21 protein-coding genes and 3 tRNA genes are annotated in these 25495 nt (G+C 51.3%); 16 read left to right on the forward strand and 8 right to left on the reverse strand.

The window, feature by feature from the left end:
- Positions 1 to 57 precede the first annotated feature (57 nt).
- The 6 genes from mreC to tldD all read left to right on the forward strand — a co-directional run bounded on the left by mreC (position 58) and on the right by tldD (position 9122).
- A complete protein-coding gene (mreC, locus tag MUG06_RS12845; protein ID WP_243078834.1) occupies positions 58 to 1080 on the forward strand; it encodes a rod shape-determining protein MreC in 1023 nt (340 codons plus the stop codon).
- Entirely contained in the window at positions 1077 to 1565 is a 489-nt protein-coding gene (mreD, locus tag MUG06_RS12850; RefSeq protein WP_215845453.1) for a rod shape-determining protein MreD, read from the forward strand. Before mreC ends, mreD begins: the two co-directional genes overlap by 4 nt.
- Positions 1566 to 1573: 8 nt before the next feature.
- Entirely contained in the window at positions 1574 to 2161 is a 588-nt protein-coding gene (locus MUG06_RS12855; protein ID WP_215845454.1) for a Maf family protein, read from the forward strand.
- Complete coding sequence (gene rng, locus MUG06_RS12860) at positions 2158 to 3627, forward strand: ribonuclease G (RefSeq protein ID WP_215845455.1); 1470 nt, start codon at positions 2158 to 2160, stop codon at positions 3625 to 3627. The genes MUG06_RS12855 and rng overlap by 4 nt, the downstream gene beginning before the upstream one ends.
- A 154-nt stretch (positions 3628 to 3781) precedes the next feature.
- A complete protein-coding gene (gene yhdP / locus MUG06_RS12865; RefSeq protein ID WP_243078835.1) occupies positions 3782 to 7612 on the forward strand; it encodes an AsmA2 domain-containing protein YhdP in 3831 nt (1276 codons plus the stop codon).
- A 64-nt stretch (positions 7613 to 7676) separates the two neighbouring features.
- Complete coding sequence (gene tldD / locus MUG06_RS12870; protein ID WP_215845456.1) at positions 7677 to 9122, forward strand: metalloprotease TldD; 1446 nt, start codon at positions 7677 to 7679, stop codon at positions 9120 to 9122.
- Positions 9123 to 9155: 33 nt separating this feature from the next.
- On the opposite strand, the gene aaeR is transcribed toward tldD, so the two are convergent.
- Positions 9156 to 10073 carry an HTH-type transcriptional activator AaeR gene (gene aaeR / locus MUG06_RS12875; protein ID WP_215845457.1) on the reverse strand — a complete coding sequence of 306 codons (918 nt, stop codon included), beginning with the start codon at positions 10071 to 10073 and terminating at the stop codon, positions 9156 to 9158.
- A gap of 245 nt (positions 10074 to 10318) precedes the next feature.
- Here aaeR and aaeX point away from each other — a divergent pair, with 245 nt between their 5' ends.
- The 5 genes from aaeX (at position 10319) to MUG06_RS12900 (ending at position 15316) form a co-directional block, all read left to right on the forward strand.
- On the forward strand, positions 10319 to 10522 hold the full coding sequence (gene aaeX, locus MUG06_RS12880) for a p-hydroxybenzoic acid efflux pump operon protein AaeX (RefSeq protein ID WP_031375118.1): 204 nt from the start codon (positions 10319 to 10321) through the stop codon (positions 10520 to 10522).
- Positions 10523 to 10529: 7 nt separating this feature from the next.
- Positions 10530 to 11462 (forward strand): p-hydroxybenzoic acid efflux pump subunit AaeA, encoded by a 933-nt coding sequence (gene aaeA, locus MUG06_RS12885; RefSeq protein WP_215845458.1) that lies wholly within the window; start codon positions 10530 to 10532, stop codon positions 11460 to 11462.
- 5 nt (positions 11463 to 11467) lie between these two features.
- A complete protein-coding gene (gene aaeB, locus MUG06_RS12890) occupies positions 11468 to 13420 on the forward strand; it encodes a p-hydroxybenzoic acid efflux pump subunit AaeB (protein WP_243078836.1) in 1953 nt (650 codons plus the stop codon).
- A 112-nt stretch (positions 13421 to 13532) separates the two neighbouring features.
- Positions 13533 to 14987: an NAD-dependent succinate-semialdehyde dehydrogenase gene (locus tag MUG06_RS12895; RefSeq protein ID WP_243078837.1), complete on the forward strand. Its 1455-nt coding sequence runs from the start codon at positions 13533 to 13535 to the stop codon at positions 14985 to 14987.
- A 59-nt stretch (positions 14988 to 15046) separates the two neighbouring features.
- A complete protein-coding gene (locus MUG06_RS12900) occupies positions 15047 to 15316 on the forward strand; it encodes a hypothetical protein (RefSeq protein ID WP_215845460.1) in 270 nt (89 codons plus the stop codon).
- Positions 15317 to 15375: 59 nt separating this feature from the next.
- Here the strand turns inward: MUG06_RS12900 and yhcN (MUG06_RS12905) are convergent, their stop codons facing one another.
- The 4 genes from yhcN (MUG06_RS12905) to argR all read right to left on the reverse strand — a co-directional run bounded on the left by yhcN (MUG06_RS12905) (position 15376) and on the right by argR (position 17316).
- Positions 15376 to 15639 (reverse strand): peroxide/acid stress response protein YhcN, encoded by a 264-nt coding sequence (gene yhcN / locus MUG06_RS12905; protein ID WP_215845461.1) that lies wholly within the window; start codon positions 15637 to 15639, stop codon positions 15376 to 15378.
- Positions 15640 to 15736: 97 nt separating this feature from the next.
- Entirely contained in the window at positions 15737 to 16003 is a 267-nt protein-coding gene (locus MUG06_RS12910; protein ID WP_215845462.1) for a YdgH/BhsA/McbA-like domain containing protein, read from the reverse strand.
- Positions 16004 to 16095: 92 nt separating this feature from the next.
- A complete protein-coding gene (yhcN, locus tag MUG06_RS12915; RefSeq protein WP_215845463.1) occupies positions 16096 to 16359 on the reverse strand; it encodes a peroxide/acid stress response protein YhcN in 264 nt (87 codons plus the stop codon).
- A 486-nt stretch (positions 16360 to 16845) separates the two neighbouring features.
- The gene (argR, locus tag MUG06_RS12920) at positions 16846 to 17316 is read right to left on the reverse strand and encodes a transcriptional regulator ArgR (protein WP_215845464.1); all 471 of its coding nucleotides are present in this window, start codon (positions 17314 to 17316) and stop codon (positions 16846 to 16848) included.
- Between the two features lie 430 nt (positions 17317 to 17746).
- Between argR and mdh the strand changes: the two genes are divergently transcribed.
- Positions 17747 to 18685 (forward strand): malate dehydrogenase, encoded by a 939-nt coding sequence (gene mdh / locus MUG06_RS12925; RefSeq protein WP_215845465.1) that lies wholly within the window; start codon positions 17747 to 17749, stop codon positions 18683 to 18685.
- A 78-nt stretch (positions 18686 to 18763) separates the two neighbouring features.
- On the opposite strand, the gene mscM is transcribed toward mdh, so the two are convergent.
- The 3 genes from mscM to rsgA form a co-directional block, all read right to left on the reverse strand.
- Positions 18764 to 22099 carry a miniconductance mechanosensitive channel MscM gene (gene mscM / locus MUG06_RS12930; protein ID WP_243078838.1) on the reverse strand — a complete coding sequence of 1112 codons (3336 nt, stop codon included), beginning with the start codon at positions 22097 to 22099 and terminating at the stop codon, positions 18764 to 18766.
- A 14-nt stretch (positions 22100 to 22113) separates the two neighbouring features.
- A complete protein-coding gene (gene asd, locus MUG06_RS12935) occupies positions 22114 to 23013 on the reverse strand; it encodes an archaetidylserine decarboxylase (RefSeq protein ID WP_243078839.1) in 900 nt (299 codons plus the stop codon).
- 86 nt (positions 23014 to 23099) lie between these two features.
- Positions 23100 to 24146 (reverse strand): small ribosomal subunit biogenesis GTPase RsgA, encoded by a 1047-nt coding sequence (gene rsgA / locus MUG06_RS12940; protein WP_215845468.1) that lies wholly within the window; start codon positions 24144 to 24146, stop codon positions 23100 to 23102.
- 103 nt (positions 24147 to 24249) lie between these two features.
- On the opposite strand from rsgA, the gene orn reads away from it, so the two are divergent.
- The 4 genes from orn (at position 24250) to MUG06_RS12960 (ending at position 25242) form a co-directional block, all read left to right on the forward strand.
- Positions 24250 to 24798, forward strand: coding sequence for an oligoribonuclease (gene orn, locus MUG06_RS12945; RefSeq protein ID WP_215845469.1), 549 nt, complete (start codon positions 24250 to 24252; stop codon positions 24796 to 24798).
- 154 nt (positions 24799 to 24952) lie between these two features.
- Positions 24953 to 25028 (forward strand) — tRNA-Gly (locus MUG06_RS12950).
- Positions 25029 to 25058: 30 nt separating this feature from the next.
- A tRNA-Gly gene (locus MUG06_RS12955) sits at positions 25059 to 25134 on the forward strand.
- Positions 25135 to 25166: 32 nt separating this feature from the next.
- Positions 25167 to 25242 (forward strand) — tRNA-Gly (locus tag MUG06_RS12960).
- Positions 25243 to 25495 lie beyond the last annotated feature (253 nt).

Genomic DNA, 25495 nt, shown 5'->3' on the forward strand with positions numbered 1-25495 from the left:
AGGGAGTACGGTCATTACCGTGCTTCCTTACCTGTTGTCGAGGAACACGCAGATTATATGAAGCCGATTTTTAGCAGGGGGCCTTCCCTGCAGTTGCGTCTTTTTTTGGCGGTGATTGTGGCAATAGCTATCATTATTGCCGACAGCCGTGTGAGTTCATTCAATCAAATACGCAACTATCTGGATACGTCGGTCAGTCCGTTTTACTTTCTGGCTAACGGGCCACGCCAGCTTTTAGACGGCGTGTCAGAAACGCTGGCATCGCGTCAGCAGCTTGAGCTGGAAAACAAAGCCTTACGTCGCGAACTCTTCCTGAAAAATAGTGACCTGTTAATGCTGGGGCAATATAAGCAGGAAAACGCACGTCTGCGTGAACTGTTGGGTTCACCGCTACGTCAGGATGAGCAAAAAATGGTGACGCAGGTGATCTCCACCGGCACCGATCCTTATACCGATCAAGTGGTCATCGATAAAGGCAGTGTTAACGGTGTTTATGAAGGTCAGCCCGTTATCAGTGATAAAGGCGTAGTAGGGCAAGTGATTGCCGTAGGGCAAGTCTCCAGCCGCGTGTTGCTGATTTGTGATGCATCGCATGCGTTACCTATCCAGGTGTTGCGTAACGATATTCGTGTTATTGCGGCCGGAAATGGCTGCACCGAAGATCTGCAACTTGAGCATCTGCCAGGTAATACTGATATCCGTGTAGGTGATGTGTTAGTCACATCAGGATTAGGCGGGCGCTTCCCGGAAGGTTATCCGGTTGGTGTGGTCTCTTCCGTGAAAGTGGATACGCAACGTGCTTACACTGTGATTCAGGCGCGTCCAGCCGCAGGTTTGCAGCGTCTGCGCTATTTGCTGCTGCTGTGGGGAGCCGATCGCAATGGGGATATGCCTATGGCGCCGGCAGATGTCCATCGTGTTGCTAACGAACGATTGATGCAGATGATGCCGCAAGTTTTACCGCCTGCGGGAGAAATGGGTCCACCGGCACCTGCTGTGCAGATGGGACCTCCAGCACCAACGCGTAACGAAGGCAACACACAAGGTACGCCAGCCCGCTCACGCGGAGGTCAGCCTTGAGTCGATATCGCAGCCAGGGACGTTGGGTTATCTGGCTGTCTTTTCTGGTTGCTCTCATCTTGCAAATCATGCCATGGCCGGACCAGCTCTATATGTTCCGGCCTTCATGGCTTTTGTTAATTCTCATCTATTGGGTTTTAGCACTACCGCATCGGGTAAACGTAGGTAGTGGATTTTTGATGGGTGCAATCATGGATTTGATTGCCGGTTCGACACTCGGTGTACGCGCGTTAGCGCTAAGCATCATCGCCTACCTTGTAGCCTTTAAATTCCAGCTTTTCCGTAACTTAGCGTTGTGGCAGCAGGCGTTAATGGTTATGGTGCTGTCGCTGGCGATGGATGTGATTGTATTCTGGGCGGAATTCTTAGTGATCAACGTCTCATTTCGACCCGAGATTTTCTGGAGCAGTGTCGTCGACGGTATTCTCTGGCCTTGGCTATTCTTATTAATGAGAAAGATTCGTCGTCAGTTCGCTGTTCAATAAGGAAATTTATGGTATCCCTTTATTTGGCTTCCGGTTCACCGCGTCGGCGTGAGCTGTTGACTCAGCTTGGCCTCACATTTGAACGTCTCATTACCGATGTAGAAGAGCAGCGTCAGCCGAATGAAGCGGCTGACGCCTATGTTCGCCGTCTGGCAAATGACAAAGCTCGCGCGGGCGTTATGTTGGCTGAGCATGATTTACCCGTGCTGGGCGCGGACACGATCGTGGTGTTAAACGGCGAAGTGCTCGAAAAACCGCGCAACGCAGAACATGCGGCAGAAATGCTGGGCAAACTTTCAGGGCAAACGCATCAAGTGATGACCGCCGTCGCGCTGGTTGATCGTCAGCAAGCGCTGGATTGTCTGGTTACAACTGATGTCACGTTTCGAAACTTAACCGCATCAGATATTCGCGAGTACATTACGACCGGCGAGCCGATGGATAAAGCCGGGGCATACGGCATTCAGGGCATAGGTGGAAACTTTGTCCGTAAAATCAATGGAAGCTATCACGCGGTTGTCGGATTACCTTTGGTTGAGACAGGAGAGTTATTCAGCCATTTTCAGTCACTGCGTGCCTTAAGGGGACAACAATGACGGCTGAACTGCTGGTAAACGTCACGCCATCCGAAACGCGCGTCGCTTATATTGACGGCGGCATTCTGCAGGAAATCCATATCGAGCGCGAAGCGCGCCGCGGTATCGTTGGTAATATCTATAAAGGACGCGTTAGTCGCGTATTGCCTGGCATGCAGGCCGCTTTTGTCGATATTGGATTGGAAAAAGCAGCCTTCTTACATGCTTCCGATATCATGCCGCACACCGAATGCGTAGCCGGCGATGAGAAAAAGAATTTTATCGTACGCGATATTGCTGAACTGGTACGTCCTGGCCAGGATCTGATGGTGCAAGTGGTGAAAGATCCGCTGGGCACCAAAGGTGCACGTCTGACTACTGATATCACACTGCCGTCGCGTTATCTGGTGTTCATGCCTGGTGCGTCGCATGTAGGTGTCTCACAACGCATTGAAAGCGAAAGCGAGCGCGAACGGCTGAAAGCTGTAGTGGCTGATTATTGTGACGATCTCGGTGGCTTCATTATTCGTACTGCTGCAGAAGGCATCGGCAACGAAGAGCTGGCGCAAGACGCCGCCTTTTTAAAACGTTTGTGGACCAAAGTCAGCGAGCGTAAAAAGCGCAACCAAACACGCTGCCTGCTTTACGGTGAGCTGGCGCTGGCGCAGCGTATTTTGCGTGATTTCACGGATGCCGCGTTGGATCGCATTCGTGTTGATTCACGTCTGACTTGCGATTTGCTGTTGGAATTTACCAGCGAATATATTCCAGAAATGGCCCGTAAGTTGGAGCTCTACAACGGCAAACAGCCAATCTTCGATCTGTTTGACGTAGAGAATGAGATTCAGCGTTCACTGGATCGCAAGGTCGAGTTGAAGTCTGGCGGTTATCTGATCATCGATCAAACCGAAGCGATGACCACCATTGACATTAATACCGGTGCCTTTGTCGGCCATCGTAATCTCGACGAAACCATTTTTAATACCAATGTAGAGGCAACGCAGGCTATTGCTCGCCAGCTGCGGCTGCGTAATCTCGGCGGCATCATCATCATCGACTTTATTGATATGAGTAATGAAGATCATCGCCGCCGCGTTCTACATTCGCTGGAAAGTGCGCTAAATAAAGACCGGGTGAAGACCGGCATCAGCGGTTTCTCCGCGTTGGGGCTGGTGGAGATGACGCGTAAGCGCACGCGCGAAAGCATTGAACACGTACTCTGTGAAGATTGCCCGGTGTGCAAAGGGCGCGGCACCTTGAAAACCGTCGAAACCGTCTGCTACGAAGTCATGCGTGAGATAGTCCGCGTTCACCATGCTTACGACGCCGATCGTTTCCTGGTCTACGTCTCGCCAACCGTCGGTGAAGCTTTAAAAACCGATGAGTCACATGCATTGGCCGAGGTGGAAATTTTCGTCGGGAAACAGGTTAAGGTGCATGTCGAAGCGCTTTACACCCAAGAGCAGTTTGATGTTGTGATGATGTAGCGTCTTGCTAACGCTGGCCCGACCAAGTTGGTCGGGCTAAAAAAGCGCCCATGTTTGGGTTAAAATGCACATTCATACCGCTTATTTTTGTCTGATGACGGTTGGGTATGAGAATGAATCCTCCGTCATTCGCGGAAGGCAAGGAGAAGTGTGAGTGAGGCAGTTGCCGAGGATCTTGTTACTGCTGGTCGCGACAGTCATCGTGATTGTCGCGCTGCTTGTCAGTGGGCTGCGTCTGGCGATGCCGCATCTCGACAGCTATCGCAGTAACATTTTGCAGTTTGCTTCCAATACCAGCGGCATGCCGATAAAGGCGAGCAAGCTGCAGGGCAAATGGGAGAACTTCGGCCCAACGCTGGAAATTCACGACCTCAACGTAGAAATGAAGGACAGCGACAAGCTGACCATTGCCCGGGTTAATCTGGCGCTGGATGTGTGGCAATCTTTGCTGCATTGGCGCTGGCAGTTCCGCGATCTGACCTTCTGGCAGCTGCATCTCGACAGCAACCGCCCGCTGCTGGCGAGTGATGAACAGAAAAATAGCTTCAAGCCAGCCCAAATCAACGAACTCTTTTTGCGCCAGTTTGATCACTTCGATCTGCGCGACAGCTCAATACGCTTTCTCACCCCTTCAGGCCAACACGCCGAACTGGCGATCCCTAAGCTCACCTGGGTAAACGAAAAAACGCGTCACCGCGCCGAAGGTGAAGTCAGTCTTTCCAGTTTTACCGGCCAACATGGCGTGGTGCAGGTGCGCCTCAATCTCAACGATAGCGAAGGTTTACTTAACGACGGGCGCATCTGGATGCAGGCGGACGACGTAGATGTACGGCCATGGTTAGGACGCTGGATGCGCGATAACACGCGTCTCGACAGCGCGCGCTTTAGCCTTGCGGCATGGGTTAATTTGCGTGAAGGCGAAATCTATGCAGGTGATTTATTGTTGCGCAAAGGCGGCGCGCGCTGGCAGGGCGAGGGGGGGCCGCATCAGCTGCAGGTTGATGGCCTGACTGCACATCTTTCACGTTATCAAAATGGCTGGGCGGTGAATGTGCCGCAAACCAAACTCAGCACCGATGGTATAGCCTGGCCCGCGGGACATTTCGCGTTGCTGTGGCGACCTGAAGACAAACAATTGCTGGGAGCGAATCAGCAGGCTGAAGTGCGCGTCCGTGCGACGCAGTTAAATTTAGAGCACATTGCGCCGCTGGTGCCGCTTTTTGCGCCGTTATCGCCAGCCTTGTTCGATAACTGGCGCGCCGTGCGACCGCAAGGCACCATTGAAGGGCTGGCACTGGATATCCCGTTACAGCAGCCAGAAAATACCCGCATGCAGGTAAAATGGCGCGATTTTAGCTGGCAACACTGGAAGCTGTTGCCAGGGATCAGCAAGCTGAACGGTGAAGCACGCGGCAGCCTGGTGAATGGTCAAGTGAAAGTGGATATGGGCCGTGCCGATGTGCCGTATGGCGACATGTTCCAGGCTCCGCTGGAAATTGATCAAATCACGGGGTCAATGAGCTGGCTACGTGATGATCATGGATTGACCCTGGATGGCAAAGATCTCGACGTACAGGCACGTTCGCTCTGGGCGCGCGGCGGTTTCCGTTATCAACAGAACAGGGGCAGCGAGCCACGCCTGGATATCCTTGCTGGCATTAACCTGACCAATGCCGGAGATGCATGGCGCTATTTCCCGGTTCCGCTGATGGGGCATAACTTAACCCATTATCTCAGCGGTGCGATTAAAGGCGGCAAGGTGGACAATGCCACGCTGCTGTTTGCCGGTAATCCCAAACTGTTCCCGTTCAAACATAACGATGGCATGTTCCAGGTTTGGGTGCCGCTGCGTCAGGCAACGTATGCTTTCCAGCCTAAATGGCCAGCTATCAATAATCTCGACATCGATCTCAACTTCATCAATGACGGTTTGTGGATGAATGCGCCAGCCGCAAAGCTGGGCGACGTTAATGTTCGCAATATCAGCGCTATTATTCCTGATTATCTCAAAGAGAAGCTGATTATTGATGGCGACGTAAGCGGCGAGGGCAGCCAAATTGCTGACTACTTCCAGCAAACGCCGTTGAAAAGCTCTTTGGGCGCGGCATTAGAGCAGTTACAGATTGGCGGCAATACACGCGGCCACCTTAATCTGGATATCCCGCTGAATGGCAAACTGGTGCATGCCAGCGGTAACGTGGTAATGAATAATAACTCGCTACATATCAAGCCGCTCAACACGACATTGACCAACCTGACGGGCCGATTCCGTTACAACAACGGTAATTTAGACAGTGAGGAAATGCAGGCGAACTGGTTTGGTCAGCCGCTGGGCGTCACTTTCAGCACCAAAGAAAATCCAGACGATTTTGGTGTGAACGTCAAACTGTTGGGCGACTGGCAGCCGGGCAAAATCACGCAAATCCCACAGCAATTTCGCAGCCAGCTTGGCGGTCATTTGCCATGGCAAGGCAATGTTGATATTACGCTGCCGCATAAAGGCGGCGCACGTTATGAGATTGGGATTAAAGGCGAAGCGAAAGAAGTAAGTAGTCGCTTACCTGCGCCGCTGGATAAAAAAGGCGGCGAAGCGATGCCGATCACTATCAAAGCCAGCGGTGATCTGAAGCGTTTTGAACTCAGTGGCAGCATTGATGAGCGCCATCGCTTTAACAGCCGGTGGTTGCTGGAACCGCAGTTGCGCGTTGATCGCGGCATCTGGCTGAATGATGCGAAACGTACACCCGCGCTGCCTGAAAACACCGGCATGGTGTTGAACTTACCGGCGCTGGATGGCGAAGCCTGGACGGCGTTGATGGCCGGTAGCAGCGACGGTAATGGCGGCACTAAAACGACGCAAAGTGCGCGACAAGTTGGCGGTGCGACTATTCCTGGCAACATCATTCTACGTAGCCCAGCGGTCAAGCTGGCGGGACAGCAGTGGCACGATATTGATGCGACGCTGGCAGAAAATGCCAACGGTAATACGCAGGTTTCAGTAAAAGGTAAAGAAATCCAAGGGCAACTGGCCATATCACCTTCTGCGCCATGGCAGATTGCACTCGATTACCTTTATTACAATCCACAGTGGGGTGATAGTCAGGCGAAAAGCGCGTCACCGTTGTCGCAGCAATCCAGCCAAATTAATTTCAGTGGCTGGCCGGCGTTACAACTTCGCTGCAGCGAGTGCTGGTTAATGGGGCAAAAATATGGCCGCATGCAGGCCACGTTGCAACCTAAAGGTGATACGTTAGCGCTTACTAACGGTTCAGTGGACACGGGTAGCTCAAAACTCAACATTCAGGGTGAATGGGTAAACCGACCTAACGACCAGCGCACTTCACTAAAAGGCACCCTGAAAGGCCAAAACATCAATAATGCGACCAACTGGTTTGGGATGAACACGCCGCTGCGCGACGCACCGTTTAACATCGATTACGATCTGCACTGGCGTTCAGCGCCGTGGCAGCCTTCAGAGAAAACGCTGAGCGGCACGTTAAAAACGCATTTCGGCAAAGGCCAAATCGCTGATGTGAATACCGGTACCGCCGGTCAAATTCTGCGGCTGTTCAGCTTTGACGCGCTGCTACGCAAGCTCCGCTTTGATTTCAATGACACCTTCAATCAGGGATTCTATTTCGATTCAATTAATGGCACCGCATGGATTGAAAATGGCGTGATGAGAACGGATAACCTGCTGGTGGACGGGCTTGAAGCGGACATTGCCATGCAAGGCAAGATGGATTTAGTGCAGCGTCGCATTGATATGGAAGCGGTGGTTGCGCCGGAAATTTCCGCCTCGGTCGGCGTTGCGGCGGCATTTGTCGTGAATCCGGTGGTGGGTGCCGCGGTATTTGCCGCCAGTAAGGTATTGGGACCACTGTGGAACAAAATATCGCTGCTGCGTTATCACATCAGCGGACCGCTGGATAAACCGGAAATCAATGAAGTGCTGCGCAAACCGCGTGAAAACGGCACCAAGTGAATTTGACGCCGTACCGGAATTGCCGCAGGCTATGATTATCCGAGCACATAATGAGTGAGAAACGATGACTCTGAACCTGGTAAGTGAGCAGTTGCTAACTGCTAACAGCATTAATCAGCAGGACCTTTTTTCCCTGTTAGGGCAGCTTTCAGAACGTCGTCTGGATTATGCCGATCTCTATTTTCAGTCCAGTTTCCACGAATCCTGGGTGCTGGAAGACAAAATCATTAAAGATGGCTCCTACCATATTGATCAAGGTGTTGGCGTGCGCGCGGTTAGCGGTGAGAAAACCGGTTTCGCCTATGCTGATCAAATCACTTTGAATGCGCTGCGTCTGTCGTCTGAAGCAGCACGCAGTATCGTGCGTGAGCAAGGTGATGGCAAAGCGCATACGCTGTCAGCGGTGATAAACCGCTCGCTCTATGCACCGACTAATCCGTTGGATAGTCTGACGCGTGAAGACAAAATTGCACTGCTGCACCGTGTTGACCAGGTTGCGCGTGCTGCCGATGCGCGCGTGCAGGAAGTCAGCGCCAGCCTGAGTGGTGTTTACGAGCAAGTGTTGGTGGCCGCAACCGACGGCACGCTGGCGGCGGATGTCCGTCCGCTGGTCCGTCTTTCTATCAGTGTTCAGGTGGAAGACAACGGCAAGCGCGAGCGTGGCTCAAGCGGTGGCGGTGGTCGCACAGGTTATGAATTTTTCCTCGCCGATGAAAACGGTGACGTACGTGCTGATGCCTGGGCACGTGAAGCGGTACGCATGGCGTTAGTTAATCTTTCTGCCGTCGCCGCACCTGCTGGCACCTTGCCGGTGGTGTTGGGCGCAGGCTGGCCGGGCGTGCTGTTACACGAAGCTGTTGGACATGGTCTGGAAGGTGATTTCAACCGCCGCGGTACGTCTGTGTTCAGCGGTAAAATGGGGCAACTGGTCGCCTCCGATCTCTGTACCGTGGTTGATGACGGCACGATTGATGGCCTGCGCGGTTCGCTGGCAATTGACGATGAAGGTGTGCCTGGCCAATACAATGTGCTGATCGAAAACGGCGTGCTGAAAGGTTACATGCAGGACAAGCTCAATGCGCGCTTAATGGGTGTGAAGCCAACCGGCAATGGTCGACGTGAATCCTATGCGCATCTGCCTATGCCGCGTATGACAAACACCTACATGCTGGCGGGTAAATCGACCCCGCAAGAGATCATTGAAAGCGTTGAGTACGGCTTGTATGCGCCAAACTTCGGTGGTGGTCAGGTCGATATCACGTCCGGGAAATTTGTGTTCTCAACGTCGGAAGCCTATCTGATTGAAAAGGGTAAAGTGACTAAACCGGTGAAAGGCGCGACGCTGATCGGTTCTGGCATTGAAGCTATGCAGCAGATTTCCATGGTCGGTAATGATCTGGCACTGGATAAAGGTGTTGGCGTTTGCGGTAAAGAAGGCCAAAGCCTGCCTGTTGGCGTAGGTCAGCCCACGTTGAAACTCGACAAGCTCACCATCGGCGGCACCGCCTGATGTGTTAAAAACAACCCGCCACCCGGCGGGTTGTTAGCTTTTACGGTGCTGCTGATACTGCTCGGCGACCTGTTCAAAATACTCTGTCAGATAATCGATACAGACCTGTACCTTAAGCGGCAGTTTATCTTTTTCGGTATATAACGCATAAACCGGACGCGGATCGGATTGATACTGCGGAAATAAAATATCGATCTCGCCTGCTTTAATCTCTTCAATTACCCACATCATTGGCACGTAAGCGATGCCATTGCCCGCTTTTAACCAGCGAATCAACGTCAGTGAATCATTAGTGACGAAACGTCCCTGCGGTGATAACCGCGTAACCAAACCTTCCGGGGCGATTAACTCGAAATTGTTGTCAGGCCGCACGCTGTATTCCAGCCAGGCAAAGTTATCGATATCGCTGGGTTTTTCCGGCGTTCCCTGCTGCGCCAGATAACTTTTTGCTGCACAGACCACCATTGGCATAGCGCCAAGGCGGCGGGAGAACAGGCTGGAATCTTTCAATGCACCGACACGAATCACTAAGTCCAGCCCATCCGCTATTAAGTCTGGCGCGGGAATACCGGTGACCAAATTAACGCTAAGCCCGGGATATTCACGCAGCATATCGCTGGTCATGCCGGCGAGAACGTTCTGCGCCATGGTGGATGAACTGCCGATGCGCAGTACACCAATGGGCGTATTATTGAAGGCATAAAGCTGCTCATGAACCTGCATCGCTTCTGCCAGCATACGGCGACAGCCTTGATAATAAATTTTTCCTGCTTCAGTCAGTCCAATACTGCGCGTGCTGCGATTAAGAAGTTTAACCTGCAGCTCATCTTCCAGTTTCGCAACAATTTGACTGATAGACGAAACGCTAAGATGAAGTTGACGTGCAGCGGCGGTAAAAGAACCCATTTCAACCACTTTGGCGAAAATGGACATGCCTTTTAGTCGTTCCATTGTTTACTCTGGCTAAAAAGTGATTTAGATCACATTCGGTAGAAAACGTATAGTCAAGCGCGTTACTATATGCGCGCCGGGGTATTACCCGGTGATTCTTCATTGCCTGATATCACCCGATGATACGCTATTATTAAGCCATCCGTGGTTCGGATGTGGTGTTCAGCTGTTTGTTATCTTCGATAACATTAATGGGTTCAATTAGGCAACGGATTATCCCGGCAAGGTCGAACTAAGGATTTCTGATGAGTGTGCTTCCGGTATTTGTCATGTTTGGGCTCTCTTTTCCGCCCGTTTTCATTGAACTGATTATTTCACTGATGCTGTTCTGGTTGGTGAAGCGTGTGCTGACGCCCAGCGGTATTTACGATCTTGTCTGGCATCCGGCACTTTTTAATACAGCACTTTACTGCTGTGTGTTTTACCTTGTATCCCGTCTATTTGTCTGAGGTTTAAGTGAAAACGCTCATAAGAAAAATCGCGCGTTACGCGATTACCATTCTGTTAGTCATCATCGCAGTCATCATCATTTTTCGCGCTTGGGTGTTTTACACCGAATCGCCGTGGACGCGTGATGCCAAATTCTCAGCCGATATCGTAGCGATCTCACCCGATGTCACTGGTTTGATCACAGATGTCCCGATTCACGACAACCAGTTAGTGAAGAAGGGTGACACGCTGTTTGTGGTGGATCGCCCGCGCTATCAAAAGGCGTTGGATCAATCCCAGGCGGATGTTGAGTATTATCAGGCGTTGGTCAGCGAAAAACGCCGTGAAGCTGGACGACGTAATCAGCTGGGCACTTCTGCGATGTCGCGTGAAGCGATTGATCAAGCCAACAACGATCTGCAAACCAGCGAGCATCAGTTAGCGAAATCCATTGCTACGCGCGATCTGGCGAAAATTGATCTCGACCGCACCACGATCAAGGCACCGTCTGACGGTTGGGTAACCAACCTTAACGTTTTTGAAGGTGAATACATCACGCGCGGCTCAGTCGCGGTGGCGCTGGTGCAGCAACATTCGTTCTATGTGCTGGCATATCTGGAAGAGACCAAGCTGCACGGCGTTCAGCAAGGTTTCCGCGCAGAAGTCACACCTTTAGGCAGTAACGTGGTGTTACGCGGCACGGTAGACAGCGTTGCCGCGGGTGTGACAAACAGCAGCAGTTCGGTAGATACCAAAGGTATGGCAACCGTGGATTCAAATCTTGAATGGGTACGTTTGGCACAACGTGTGCCGGTACGTATTCGTCTCGATCAGCAGCCCGGTAATCGTTTCCCGGCGGGCACCACCGCAACAGTGGTTATCACCGGAAAAGAGGATCGCCAACATACCAATGCCTCGCCGATGAGCAAGCTGTTCAATCGCCTGCGTGAGTTCGGTTAAGGGTTATGATTGAGTTTCTGCGTTTCCCGGTAAAGCTCAGTTTCGCGCTGGTCGCAGCGTTGATGATCGGCTTTCACCTCAATCTTGAAACGCCACGCTGGGCGGTGATGACCGCAGGGATTGTCGCTGGCGGCACCGCCTTTGCTGCAGGTGGCGATCCCTATTCTGGCGCGCTGCGCTATCGCGGCATCCTCCGTATTATCGGTACTTTCATTGGTTGTATCGCTGCGCTAACCATCATGATTGCGACCGTGCGTGCGCCGGTGGTGATGCTACTACTGTGCTGCATCTGGGCCGGTTTATGCGTTTGGCTCTCCTCGCTGATTAAAGTTGAAAATTCTTATGCGCTGGGATTAGCCGGGTATACCGCGTTGATTATCGTGGTTACTGCGGATGCCAGCGGCGGCCTGACGTTAGCACCGCAATATGCCGTAGAGCGTTGCAGCGAAATCGTTTTAGGGATCTTGTGTGCGATCCTCGCCGACATGATCTTCTCACCGCGATCGATTAAAAAAGTGATCGATCAGGAAGTTGATTCACTGCTGGTGGCGCACTACAAATTGCTGCAACTCTGCGTTGCACATGGTGATAAAGAAGAAGTGGATAAAGCGTGGGCCGCCTTGGTGCGTCGTACCACTGCACTTAACAGCATGCGCAGCCAGCTGATGATGGAATCTTCGCGCTGGCAGAACGCTAATCGCCGCCTGCAAATGCTGAATACCTTATCGCTGACGCTGATTACCCAAGCGGCGGAAACGTTTTTGATACAAAACGCCCGACCAGATTACATCGCGCCGCAGTATCGTTTGCTGATTGAAAAAGAGGTTGAAAGCGTCGAAGACGTGCACCAGCGTATGAAGATTATGCGTCGGGTGCTGGGCGTCAGCAGTAAAACCTCGCCGCTCACGCTGGCGAGCTGGGTCGGCGCAGCCACAGAATATTTGCTGTTGATCAACGGCATCAGAAGTAATAGTCGTATCACCGCGCTGGAAGAGGAGATTTTACAGCGTGAGGTAGTGATTCAGGCACGATCAGCAGAAACGCATCATGCAATGATCAACGGTATCCGTACCTTTGTAGCAACGGCGCTGGGCTCGTTGTTTTGGCTCTATACCGGATGGACTTCTGGTAGCGGCTGCATGGTGATGCTGGCAGTCATTACCGCGCTGGCGATGCGTATGCCAAATCCGTTGATGATGGCCAAAGACTTTCTGTATGGCATGACGGTGGCGGTGCCATTGGGTGCACTCTACTTTATGTATGTGTTGCCGGGCACCCAGCAAAGCGCGCTCCTGTTGTGTATTGCCATTGGATTGCTGGGTTTCATCGGCGGTATCTTTGTTCAGCGACGCCAGTTGGGTACGCTGGGTGCGCTGATCGGCACCATCAACGTGCTGGTGCTGGATAATCCGATGCAGTTCGAGTTCAACGTTTTCCTCGATAACGTGCTGGGCCAGGTCATTGGTTGTTTTGTGGCGATGATGGTAATTCTGCTGATTCGCGATAAATCAAAAGAGCGCACCGGTCGCAAATTGTTGAACCGCTTCATGTATGCAGCCGTATCAGCGATGACCACCAATCAGGCACGACGTCGTGAAAACCACCTGCCTGCGCTCTATCAGCAACTCTTTCTACTGTTGAATCTGTTTCCTGGCGATATAGATAAGTACCGCATCGCGCTCACGTTGATTATCGGTCATCAGCGTCTACGTAATGCAGAAGTGCCGGTTAATGCTGACTTATCGGCCTATCATCGCCAGCTTCGCTATACCGCTGATCGGGTGATCTCTGCCAGCAGCGATGACAAGCGGCGTTATTACTTTGAGCGTTTGCTGCAAGAACTGGATGTATATCAAGAAAAATTGCAGCAGTACGAAGCGCCAGCTAGCGTCACTGAGCCGGTAAAACGGCTGGCGCTGATGTTAAGTAAATACCAGAATACGCTCATCCAAATCTGAAACTGGCCGCTGCGTACCGCAGCGGCCTGCGCAATGCCATTCCTTCATAAAACCTGTCGCTTTTGCCAACTATACTTTCTTAACGGAAAGTGAAACTGACAGGAGCGAATCAATGAGTACTTCACTACAAGACAGCGAACTGTTTCAGACCGGCTACCTGGCTGATGGCAAATGGCATCACGCTGCCGCCACCTTTGACGTGACCAATCCCGCTACAGGCGAGGTAATAGCGCAGGTCGCAAAAGCAGGGAAAAGCGAAACCGAACAGGCGATTGCTGCGGCTGAACGCGCCTTTCCTGCCTGGCGAGCGCAAACGGCTAAAGCCCGCGCAGACATTCTTAATCGCTGGTATCAGCTGATGATTGAGAACAAACACTGGCTTGGTCAGCTAATGACGGCTGAACAAGGTAAGCCTGTAAAAGAAGCCGAAGGCGAAGTGGAATATGCCGCCAGTTTTATTCAGTGGTTTGCTGAGCAGGCCAAGCGTGCAAATGGTGAAATTATTCCTCCGGCCAAAGCGGGATCGCGCATTCTTGCTACACGTGAACCGATTGGTGTGGTGGCCGCTATCACGCCATGGAATTTCCCCATGGCAATGCTGACGCGCAAGCTGGGACCCGCACTGGCAGCGGGCTGTACCGGTATTATTAAACCCGCAAATAACACGCCGTTGAGTGCGTTTGCCTTGCTGGCGTTGGCAAAAAAAGCGGGCGTGCCGGATGGCGTATTGAATGCTGTCGCTGGCGACACACATGCTATCAGCGACGCGATCATGGCCAGCAAAGTGGTGCGCAAGATCTCTTTCACCGGCTCCACGGAAGTCGGCAAGCTGCTGATGCGTAACGCCGCCGAAACCATGAAAAAAGTGTCGATGGAGCTGGGCGGCAACGCGCCTTACATCGTGTTTGATGATGCAGATATTGATGCAGCGGTACAGGGCGCGATTGCCAATAAGTTTCGCAATGCCGGGCAGGTCTGCGTCAGCGTCAATCGCTTTTATATCCATAATGCCGTTTACGACCGCTTTGTTAACCAACTCGCCGACGAAGTGAAAAAACTTAAAGTAGGCAATGGTATGGAAGAGGGTGTGATTGTTGGACCGTTGATTGAGTCTTCAGCAGTAGAAAAAGTAGAACAGCATGTTAAAGACGCGATAGCTAAAGGCGGCAAAGTACTGGTGGGAGGAGAACGTCACGCATTGGGTGGCAATTTCTGGCAACCCACGGTCATTACTGAGGCGCATGAAGGGATGAAACTGGCACAGGAAGAGACGTTTGGTCCTGTGGCAGCATGCTTCCGCTTTGATGATGAAGATGACGTTATTCGCCGCGCTAATGACACAGAGTTTGGCCTGGCTGCCTACTTCTATACGCAGAATTTGCAGCGCGTTTTCCGCGTTTCAGCCGCGCTGGAAAGCGGCATGATTGGTATTAATGAATGCGCGGTATCAACTGAACTGGCGCCGTTTGGCGGCGTTAAAGAGTCTGGATTAGGGCGCGAAGGATCGGTGCTTGGCATGGAAGAATACCTGGAAATCAAAGCGCTGCATCTGGGCGGTCTGAACTAGTTTCATCACTACGGACGACGAAAGCGGTCGTCCGTAGTGGGAGGATGGGAGATGTCCGCATGAAAAACGAGTGTTTTGACTTTAATGAGATCGTTGATCAAGCCCATTTCTTTCGCCAGTTCAGCGAACGTTTTGCTTTGGAAGATCGGCGTATCTGTGATCTGGATGGATTATGGGAAGTTGTCACGGGTGAAATATTGCCTATGCCGCTACACATCGAATTTGTAAACTTAGGCAAGGGACAGAAAAGACGCTACGGCGCGCTAATTTTATTATTTGATGAAGCAGAAGAGGAGCTGGAAGGTCAACTCCATTTCAATGTCAAATAACAACGAAAAAGGGCCCCGACGAGCGGGGCCAAAGGGTTCGTCAAGAAACTGACGAGGAATTATTTATAGAGCTCAGCGGTGAGGTGATAATTATCACCGGTACGTGCTTCAATCACTTTATAAGCGCTGGCACCTTGCTCATCGGCTTTCTGAGAAAGCTGCGCACGATAATCCATTGGTGCGCCAGCCGTACCACTAATGGTGATGGTTCCCGCAGGCTGCATATTTTGTGCTTGCTGTTCAGTCACTAGCTGGGCAGCAGATGCGCCAAAAGCGATAACTGAAAGCAGGCTCACTGTAGCGATGGTTGCTTTGATTTTCATAATTCGTCTCCTCATTACAATCAACAACCTGCGGAATTCAAAGATGAAGCGGGTCGTTGATATGTGTCAGGTGTCGTTTAAACACCGGTTCGGTTAATTATTTATACAGCTCAGCTGTCACGTGATAGGTGTTGTCTTGATTGTTCTCGATAACACGATAGTGGCTGGCACCTTGCGCATCGGCTTTCTCAGAAAGCACTTCACGGATATTCGTCTGATCACCATCACGACCACTTACGGTAATGGTTTGATTCATAGGCTGTAGAGTCTGCGCCTGTTGATTTGAAACCAAGCTGGCAGCGCTAGCGCCAAATGACAGAACAGAAGCCAGACTTAATACGGCAAGGGTTAATTTGGTTTTCATGATTCACTCTCCTGAAATTTGAGGTGGCAACCCGAAGTGCATATGCGCGCTTCAAAAAGGCCGCCCGTTATCTGTTGTCTTGTCGCCTGAACTTAGTTGTAAAGTTCAGCCGTCGCGTGGTAGTTGCCGTTGTTGTAAGCCTCAATCACACGATAGGCTTTTGCGCCTTGCTGATCGGCTTTATCACTCAGCTTCTGGTTGATATCCATTGGCGAGCCAGCGACACCGCTAACACTTATGGTGCCAACGGACTGCAAATTTTGCGCTTGCGAAGTATTGATAGAATCAGCTGCAACAGCACCAAATGACAGGGCAGATAGAATACTCAGGGTGGCGATAGTGGTTTTAACGTTCATATATATTTCCTCGTCGTCTGTTTTTATCTTTTTGTTTGTGTGATTCGCATCACGAAAACAAGTATAGAACTAATAACGGAAGAAATTAATACTCTGCTAATAATGTTTTTTTGCGATTCTTTATCCTTATGACATATTTTAATAACCTTAAGTTATAAAAAGTGGTTATAAAATGAGCTTGGGTGGTTAATTTCATGTTAAAACAGTGACATGCATCACTTTATCTTTTTGTGCGAAAAGTAGTGGTCGATATGGCTGCAGGTTGATTTAGATCTGGGTAATGACGCTAAGTCTGTGATGTAAAGCAGTGTAAAATAGCGCAAAAGGGTAAGTTGGCGCAAAGGTTTAACCATTTTCGCGCAGCGCTAAATATGAAGCGCTTTAATGTCAATATATTGAATTTTAATAAAAAATTTGAGTTTCTTGTGTAACAGAGAGAAAAGAACGCGTAACCGGCAGGTTAACTGCCGGCAGCCAAAGCGGGGTTTAAAGCTCTTGTTCGAATAAAACCAGAATAGCGTCGTGCAGTTGTTTAACTGTGAAGGCGCGGGCAGGGGTGATAAAGATGGTGTCATCACCTGCAATAGTGCCAAGAATACCTTCTGATTTTCCTAAGGAGTCCAGCAAGCGTGCAATCAACTGAGCCGCGCCGGGACTGGTATGAATCACCACCAGCGCATCGTTGTAATCGATATCCAGCACCAAATTTTTCAGTGGACTGGTGGTGGTGGGCACGCCTAATTCTGCAGGTAAACAGTAAACCATCTCCATTTTGGCGTTGCGAGTACGCACTGCGCCAAACTTGGTGAGCATACGAGAAACCTTTGACTGGTTAATATTCTCGAAGCCTTCATCCTGCAGCGCCTGAACAATCTCGCCTTGGGAACTGAACTTTTCTTCTTTTAATAAGGCTTTAAAGGCCTTAATCAGATCGTCTTGTTTGGATGGGTTTCGCATAGGTTACCAATAAAAAAGGGGAATAACCGGGATTCAGCCCACGGCAGAGCGATGATTATGCATTTAAATGAATTTTTATTCAATTGGTTGGCAAGTGAGCTATCTGAAGCGGCCAGCGGGCGTGGATAATAGCAAAGATTTTTGTTCAGACCAAAACCGCGCTTTATGACGCATCAGGGCAAAGGTTGCAAAGTTGTTATACTATTGGAGATGTAGCAACAGATAACGAACACAGCCGTTCTCTGTCTGCAGACGGCGAAGTTGTCGGTCATTCAGGTAATGAGATGATAAGTAATTATTGAATCCGGAGATTAAGCGCGTTAGCACGTAGAATGAGCGCGGATAATCGTCATCGCCTGAGCTGTTGATTAAGGTCTGACTCAGATGGAATTTCGGCTCTTCTCTGCCCCACCTTAATAAGGAGTCACGAATGAAAGTTGCCGTCCTCGGTGCTGCAGGTGGCATTGGCCAAGCGCTCGCACTCTTACTCAAAACGCAGCTTCCTGCGGGTTCAGAACTCACCCTTTATGATATCGCCGCGGTTACGCCTGGCGTCGCTGTCGATCTCAGCCATATTCCTACTGCGGTAAAAATTCAAGGTTTCAGTGGAGAAGATGCCACGCCAGCCCTGACAGGCGCTGACGTAGTATTAATTTCTGCAGGTGTGGCACGTAAGCCTGGCATGGATCGCGCTGACCTGTTTAACGTCAACGCGGGCATTGTCCGTAACCTGATTGATCAGGTTGCTCAAACTGCACCTAAAGCGTTAATTGGCGTCATCACTAATCCCGTCAACACTACGGTAGCCATTGCCGCTGAAGTGCTTAAAAAACATGGCGTGTATGATAAAAACCGCCTGTTTGGTGTCACTACGCTCGATATCATTCGCGCCAATACTTTTGTTGCTGAACTAAAAGGCAAATCGCCGGGCGATATCGAAGTTCCGGTCATCGGTGGGCATTCGGGCGTGACTATTCTGCCGCTGCTGTCACAGGTTAAAGGCGTCAGCTTTAGCGATCAGGAAGTCAGGGACTTAACCAAACGCATTCAGAATGCAGGTACTGAAGTGGTAGAAGCCAAAGCGGGTGGTGGTTCAGCAACGTTATCAATGGGACAAGCGGCAGCGCGCCTTGGCTTGTCACTGGTACGCGCCTTACAAGGCGAAGAGAACGTGGTGGAATGTGCCTATGTCGAAGGCGATGGGGAATATGCGCGCTTTTTCTCACAACCGCTGCTGCTGGGGAAAAATGGCGTCGCTGAACGCAAGCCATTGGGTAACTTAAGCAGTTTTGAACAGCAGGCACTGGATGGCATGTTAGAAACCCTGAAGAAAGATATCGCGCAGGGTGAAGAGTTTGTGAAGCAGTAAGCGTAAGCGTGAGATAAACAGGAAAACGCCCGGCTTAACCGGGCGTTTTTTTTATACTTTGTCGCTACAAATCTTTTTCTACAAACCACCTGATTTGAAATTACGTGACGCGGGCGCGCCATTGGTCGCTGGCGCTTTCTTGCCCAACGTTTCCATTCGCATCTGGAATGGAGGGAAGGGCATTTCAATGCCGTGCTGGTCAAAGCCTTGCAGGATGAGCTGATGCAATTCATGGCGCAGCGGCATGCGATGCCCCATCTCAGCGGCATGAACACGCAATTCAAACAGTTGAATTCCCTGTTGTAAATCAACCAGGAATGCTTCTGGTGGCGGAGTATCCAGAACATAACTGCAGCGCTCGGCGGCCTGTTTCAAAATGGTCGTAACCTCTTCACTGCTCACTTTCGCAGGCGCTGGAATGGTTAACACCACACGTGTTACTGAATCTGACAAGGACCAGTTAACAAACTGCTCGGTAATGAACGCTTTGTTAGGCACGATAATCTCTTTGCGGTCCCAATCGGTAATGGTGGTCGCGCGGGTATTGATTCGGGTGATGCTGCCGGTGAGATCGCGAATTGTCACGGTATCACCGATGCGAATAGGTTTTTCAAACAGAATAATCAGGCCAGAAATAAAGTTGGCGAAAATCTCCTGCAAACCAAAGCCCAATCCAACACCGAGTGCGGCGACCAGCCACTGCAGTTTCGACCACTCAATACCAATCAATGAGAAACCCAGCAGGCCACCAATTAACAGCAACACATATTTGGTTAGCGTGGTAATGGCGTAACCGGTGCCAGGCGTAAGATCAAGGTGTTGTAGCAGAGCCAACTCCAACAGTGCGGGCATATTACGTACCAGCTGCGTGGTGATAATAAACACCAGGATCGCAATCAATACTGAGCCAAGCGTGATCGGTTGAATGCTCTCGACGCCTTGTATAGACGTGTTCACATCCCACAGACGGATATTCTCAAGGAAGCCGAAGGCCGAATGAATTTCTGACCACAGGACAATCACCGAAACCAAAGCAATCAAGGTGAGAATAGAACGCACCAGCCGCAACGATTGCGCACTAATGGCATCAAGATCAATGACCGGTTCTTCTATCTCAATCGCATCCACATTTTGCGCGCCTTGCTCTTTCTCTTCTTCGCTGCGCGCGCGGTTTGCCAGTATATCGGCACGGCGTGCGCGGGCACGATCAAAGCCGAGGCGACGGCGCTGAATCAACATCCAGCGACGAATAATGTGGTAAATGATCAGCAACAGGAACCAGATCGCTACTGAGGTTTCCAGACGTGCCAACAGCGCCTGCGCGGTCGCCAGATAACCAATCGCCGAGGCGAGGGCAGCGAGCAGGGGGATCGCAATCATCAAATTCCACAACACGCGGTTAATGATGTTTTCGCCGTTGCCTTCTTTATCCAGATGTAACGGAATACCGGCGCGTTTCAGGCTAACGGTAACCAGGCTGATTGCACCACAGATCAGGATAAAACAGAGGCGGCCTAGCGAGGAGGAGAACTGGCGATCCTCGAGGTTGCTAAAGGCGATCAGCAGCATAATCAGCGGCACAATCAGGCCGATACTCAGCGAGTAATAACGCATTGCGCGCGCCACGCGGCTCTGGGGCCAGCGGAAGTGCACAATAAACAAACCGTTTTTACGTGCAAACGCAGCGCTGATCATAAACGCCCACAGCAGCGGCAGTGTGGCGGTAATGCCATCGCCAATCGCAACTGCGATCGGATAAGGCCAGGCATTTTGCAAACCATATCCCAGCGCGCCCCATAATACCGGCAGCGGTAACGCCACCAGAATCGACCAAAACACGGTGCGAATCGTCAGGCGAAAACGATCCTGCGTTACCTTGCCGACTTTGCTGGCAGAGCGATCAAGGAAGCCGTTGAAATGACGGCGTGAACTAATACTGAAACCCACCAATAAAAACGCGCCGATAATAGGCAGCACCGTGGCACGGCTGGTAAACATCATCGCCAGCGCTTTGCCGAGCTGGCCTAAGGTGTCGAGCGACAGCAGACGCGACAGATCCTTAGCCAGCTCCAGCGGATAACTCAAACTAATGGGGCTGACGTCGGCAGTCCAGAAAAGGTAGCGATGTGTCGCGTCTTTGACTTCTGTTAACGCATCCTGAAGCTGCGTGTTAGCGACCTTCAGCTTGGTGATTTCAAGGATCAAGGTATCGCAGCCGGAGATCAGCGAATTCAGCAGTTCGCGCTGGGTTTTCAGCTGCGCATCAAGAATACGTTTTTGATCATTGGTGAAAGGCTGTCCATCGGCCTGATGCGCTTTACGCAACGCATCCTGACGTTCCAGCAAATCTTCATAATAGAGGCGCTGCACCCGCAGCTGCGCCATCTCGTTATCAATCTGTTGAGACTTCGGCATCTCCGGTAAGCGGGCAACCTGAGCCCGCAACGCTTCGCCCAGTAAGCTCGATGCACCCAGCCATTGCGACTGCTCGCGTAACGTGGTGAGCGCCTGACGCACCTGAATAATTTGATTGGTAGCCAGTCGCTGTTGCGAAGCCACCAAATCCATACGCTGCGCCTGCTGATTCAGCGCACCGGAAAGATCGCGGTTAACCCGGAACTGATCGCTGATTGATGGCGGGAGATCGCCACTGTTTTCCGCCAACTGCTCTGTCCGCGCTAACGCCAGTTCAGCTTCGCGCTGGCGCTGGTCGTTGAGCTGATTACGCAGTAACTGAAGATAGTTATCTAACTGCGCGGCTTTGCGTTGATGCGCATCCGCGCGCATGCGTGCCAGCTCCTGGCGATTATTGGCTGACAGCTGTGCCAGCTCTATCTCATCAACGCGCGCTTTGTTCGCGGCATTTTCTGCCTGACGTGCGGCCAATTGCGTCTGTGATTGCGGCGTGGTGCCGCCGTTGCCTGCGCTTTGCAAACGACGCTCACTTTCAGTCATGGCGCGACGCGCTTCTGTCTGATCCTGCGGCAGTTGAGAGAGGGAGTCACTGATTTCACGCGCGCGATCTTGCTCCTGCTGAGCTTGCCGTCCCTCTTCCAGCAACTGGCTGCTGACCTGCAGGATCTCTTGATCCAATTCAGCGCTGCTCATCGTCGTTCGAAGAGTTTTAGGACTGTCGTTTAGCGAGGCAATTTGCTGGCGTATTTCACGGGAAAGGCGCGGGAAGTCATCAATAACTTGCTGATACTGCCGGGCCCGTTCCAGTGATTCATCACGTTCAGAAAGGGAATTTAGCGCAGCTTCAAGCGACTGAATCTGTTCCGCCTGTGCCGGAGAGCTTTTAGCGGCTTTCGCCTCTTCCAGCTGCTGTTTTAAAGAACTGGCTTCCGGAACGCTGGCCGCCAAGGCTGAGGTGCTGAGCCACAGGCTCAGCAGCAAGAAGAGGATCGAACGCAAAGGGAACACTCAATTTAGTCGACGATAACGTCAGAAACGTGGGGCGCCATCGGTAGCGTCATCGCCAGCGGTTGGCCCAAACGTGTTTTACTTTCAGCTTCCAGGCTTTCTGCCAGTTTTATGCGGCCTGGTGCGAACAAGTTAATGACCGTCGAGCCCAGCTTGAAGCGGCCCATTTCCTGACCTTTCAATAACACCACTGCGCCTTCATCATCAGCCGCAGGATAGTGCCAACGTTTAATCACACCTTCACGCGGCGGCGTAATGGTACCTGCCCACACAGTTTCAATGCTGCCGACAATGGTGGCACCCACCAGGATCTGCACCATTGGGCCAATATCCGTCTCGAAATAGCAGATGACGCGCTCGTTGCGAGCAAAAAGATTGGTAATGTTGCGCGCGGTAAGCGGGTTTACTGAATAGAGATCGCCTGGCACGTAAATCATTTCGCGCAGGATGCCATTGCACGGCATATGTACACGGTGATAATCACGCGGTGCCAGATAAGTCGTTACAAACTCGCCATCGCGGAACTTCGCCGCCATCTGCTCATTACCGGCCAGCAGTGCTTCGAGGGTGTAATGATGGCCTTTAGCCTGAAAAATCTGATTGCCATCAATATGGCCAAGCTGGCTAATTGCGCCATCGGCGGGCAGGGCGATCAGGTTTGCATCAAGGTCAATCGGGCGCGCGTCATCTTTCAACGGGCGAACAAAGAAATCGTTGAAAGTGCGGTAGCTAGCGGTATCAGTTTTGCGCGCTTCCGCCATGTCAACTTTGTAGAACCAGACGAAGATGTCGATGACCAGTTTGGTCAACCAACCACCGCGGCGACTGGCGCCCCAACCGGCAAGTTCAGTCAGCCATTTTTTCGGGAGAACATGATTCAAGCCGAGTTTTAAACGATCAAACACCTTAGCCTCCTGGCTATTTATCGTGACGTTAAGAAAAATGGGGGCGGATTGTAGCAGCGCCCCGGTCAGATGGCGAATACCGGCCGTTATTCTTCGCTGGCGAAGTTTTTACGCGTCTTTACCTGCGCCATGCTTTCCAAAATGCGGTGATAGTTCTCGAAACGGGAAATGTTAATTTTACCTGCTTCTACCGCTTCGCGGATAGCGCAACCCGGATCGGTGTCATGCTTGCAATCACGGAATTTGCAATCGCCAAGAAACTCACGGAATTCGACAAACCCACGGGTGATTTGTTCCGGCTCAAGATGCCATAAACCAAACTCGCGCACGCCCGGTGAATCGATCACATCGCCGCCATTGGGAAAGTGATACATACGTGAAGCGGTGGTGGTGTGCTGGCCGAGGCCGGAGGCATCTGAAACATCTTTGGTCAGAATGGCCGTTTGCTCTTCGCGATCAAGGCCGAGCAGCGCATTCAGCAGGCTGGATTTACCCACACCCGATTGGCCGGCAAAAATGCTGACGCGATCGTTCAGCGCTTCCTGCAGTTCATCAAGGCCGTTTTTTGCCCGACTGGACACCATCAACACGCGGTAGCCAATCTGGCGATAGATATCCATCTGCTCATCAACAAAGGCGCGTGCCTTTTCGTCCAGCAGGTCGGTTTTGTTCAGCACCAACAGCGGCTCAATATCCAGCGTTTCACTGGCGACCAGATAACGATCGATAATGTTAAGCGACAGCTCTGGCAGAATCGCCGAAACAATAATGATTTGATCGATATTGGCAGCGATGGGTTTTACGCCATCGTAAAAATCGGGACGGGTCAATACGCTGGTGCGTTCATGCACCGCTTCGACGATCCCTTTGCCACCGCTGTGGGCAGGACGCCATAAAACGCGATCGCCGGTCACTAATGAACGGATGGTGCGGCGAATGTTACAACGATGGGCGATGCCCGCACTGTCTTCGACGTCGGCATGCATCCCGAAACGGCTGACCACCACGCCATCAGCAGCTTCACCAAACAGATTGTCGTCAGCTTCCGGGCGATCTTTCCGCTGATTAAGACGACGATCGTGGTTAGCACTTACGCGACGTTGTTGACCTTTCGACAGTTTATTTTTGCTCACTAACCCTCACACGGCTTTCGCCTGGTTTCGCCCCGCTGGGCAAAACGTCTATGATACACCCTAATCACAGTTAATGACGACTACAGCAACGGCAGGTAACAGCATGGCTACTGGAAATGAAAACAATCTGATCTGGATTGATCTTGAGATGACCGGCCTCGATCCGGAACGCGATCGTATTATTGAAATCGCGACCATCGTGACCGATGCCGATTTGAACATCCTGGCAGAAGGCCCGGTGATGGCGGTGCGTCAGTCTGATGCACAACTGGCGCTGATGGATGAGTGGAACGTGCGTACCCATACCAACAGCGGTTTGGTTGAGCGCGTAAAAGCCAGCGAATTTGACGATCGGTCGGCAGAGTTGGCGACCATTGAGTTTTTGAAAAAATGGGTGCCAGCCAATACTTCGCCTATTTGTGGTAACAGCATTGGGCAGGATCGTCGCTTCCTGTTCAAATACATGCCGGAACTGGAAGCCTACTTCCATTACCGCTATCTGGATGTCAGCACCCTGAAAGAGTTAGCGCGTCGCTGGAAGCCGGGTATTTTGCCAGGCTTCAAAAAAACCGGAACGCATCAGGCGCTGGATGATATTCGTGAATCCATTGCCGAGCTGGTTTATTACCGCGAGCACTTTTTGCAGCTTTAAGCGTCAGGCGGTGCGCAGGAAATCGCCAGTTTGTTGATTTAATCAGCAAACGCATCGAAAGCGAAAAATTTTGCTTTCAGGCACTTGCAGCAGCAACGATTTCTCGTATAATGCGCACCCCGTACCGGTGAAGAATTTATTAACGGTACAAGGCGCGGGAATAGCTCAGTTGGTAGAGCACGACCTTGCCAAGGTCGGGGTCGCGAGTTCGAGTCTCGTTTCCCGCTCCAAATTTTTTTAGCAGTAGCAGTATCCTCTTTGCGGGAATAGCTCAGTTGGTAGAGCACGACCTTGCCAAGGTCGGGGTCGCGAGTTCGAGTCTCGTTTCCCGCTCCAAAATGTGTTTAGCAGTTGCAGTACCCTTCTATGCGGGAATAGCTCAGTTGGTAGAGCACGACCTTGCCAAGGTCGGGGTCGCGAGTTCGAGTCTCGTTTCCCGCTCCAAATTTTTTTTGATGACATAAAATCAGCCAGTTATATAACACGTTGATTGTTATTGCTGTCGATGCTTTTCTAAAGGTTATCCACAGCGCTACACGCCGTCATCTATGCCATTCACAGCGATCTACAAAACTCTTTTAAACAGAGTTATCCACAGCTTTGATTAGCAAGCCAAGCGATAGCTCAATTCTTAAATAAACACAATTTCAGCGTAACCTATTGAATAATAAGTTAATGAAAATATTTCAATTTGTTA

The sequence above is a fragment of the Pantoea sp. MQR6 genome (assembly GCF_022761075.1).
Lineage (GTDB): Bacteria > Pseudomonadota > Gammaproteobacteria > Enterobacterales > Enterobacteriaceae > Pantoea > Pantoea phytostimulans.

What these genes read in the sequence shown, in the direction of transcription:
- mreC (WP_243078834.1), top strand. Translation starts at nt 58, where the DNA reads ATGAAGCCGATTTTTAGCAGGGGGCCTTCCCTGCAGTTGCGTCTTTTT.
- MUG06_RS12855 (WP_215845454.1), top strand. Translation starts at nt 1,574, where the DNA reads ATGGTATCCCTTTATTTGGCTTCCGGTTCACCGCGTCGGCGTGAGCTG.
- rng (WP_215845455.1), top strand. Translation starts at nt 2,158, where the DNA reads ATGACGGCTGAACTGCTGGTAAACGTCACGCCATCCGAAACGCGCGTC.
- tldD (WP_215845456.1), top strand. Translation starts at nt 7,677, where the DNA reads ATGACTCTGAACCTGGTAAGTGAGCAGTTGCTAACTGCTAACAGCATT.
- aaeR (WP_215845457.1), bottom strand. Translation starts at nt 10,073, where the DNA reads ATGGAACGACTAAAAGGCATGTCCATTTTCGCCAAAGTGGTTGAAATG.
- aaeX (WP_031375118.1), top strand. Translation starts at nt 10,319, where the DNA reads ATGAGTGTGCTTCCGGTATTTGTCATGTTTGGGCTCTCTTTTCCGCCC.
- aaeB (WP_243078836.1), top strand. Translation starts at nt 11,468, where the DNA reads ATGATTGAGTTTCTGCGTTTCCCGGTAAAGCTCAGTTTCGCGCTGGTC.
- MUG06_RS12895 (WP_243078837.1), top strand. Translation starts at nt 13,533, where the DNA reads ATGAGTACTTCACTACAAGACAGCGAACTGTTTCAGACCGGCTACCTG.
- MUG06_RS12900 (WP_215845460.1), top strand. Translation starts at nt 15,047, where the DNA reads ATGAAAAACGAGTGTTTTGACTTTAATGAGATCGTTGATCAAGCCCAT.
- yhcN (WP_215845461.1), bottom strand. Translation starts at nt 15,639, where the DNA reads ATGAAAATCAAAGCAACCATCGCTACAGTGAGCCTGCTTTCAGTTATC.
- MUG06_RS12910 (WP_215845462.1), bottom strand. Translation starts at nt 16,003, where the DNA reads ATGAAAACCAAATTAACCCTTGCCGTATTAAGTCTGGCTTCTGTTCTG.
- yhcN (WP_215845463.1), bottom strand. Translation starts at nt 16,359, where the DNA reads ATGAACGTTAAAACCACTATCGCCACCCTGAGTATTCTATCTGCCCTG.
- argR (WP_215845464.1), bottom strand. Translation starts at nt 17,316, where the DNA reads ATGCGAAACCCATCCAAACAAGACGATCTGATTAAGGCCTTTAAAGCC.
- mdh (WP_215845465.1), top strand. Translation starts at nt 17,747, where the DNA reads ATGAAAGTTGCCGTCCTCGGTGCTGCAGGTGGCATTGGCCAAGCGCTC.
- orn (WP_215845469.1), top strand. Translation starts at nt 24,250, where the DNA reads ATGGCTACTGGAAATGAAAACAATCTGATCTGGATTGATCTTGAGATG.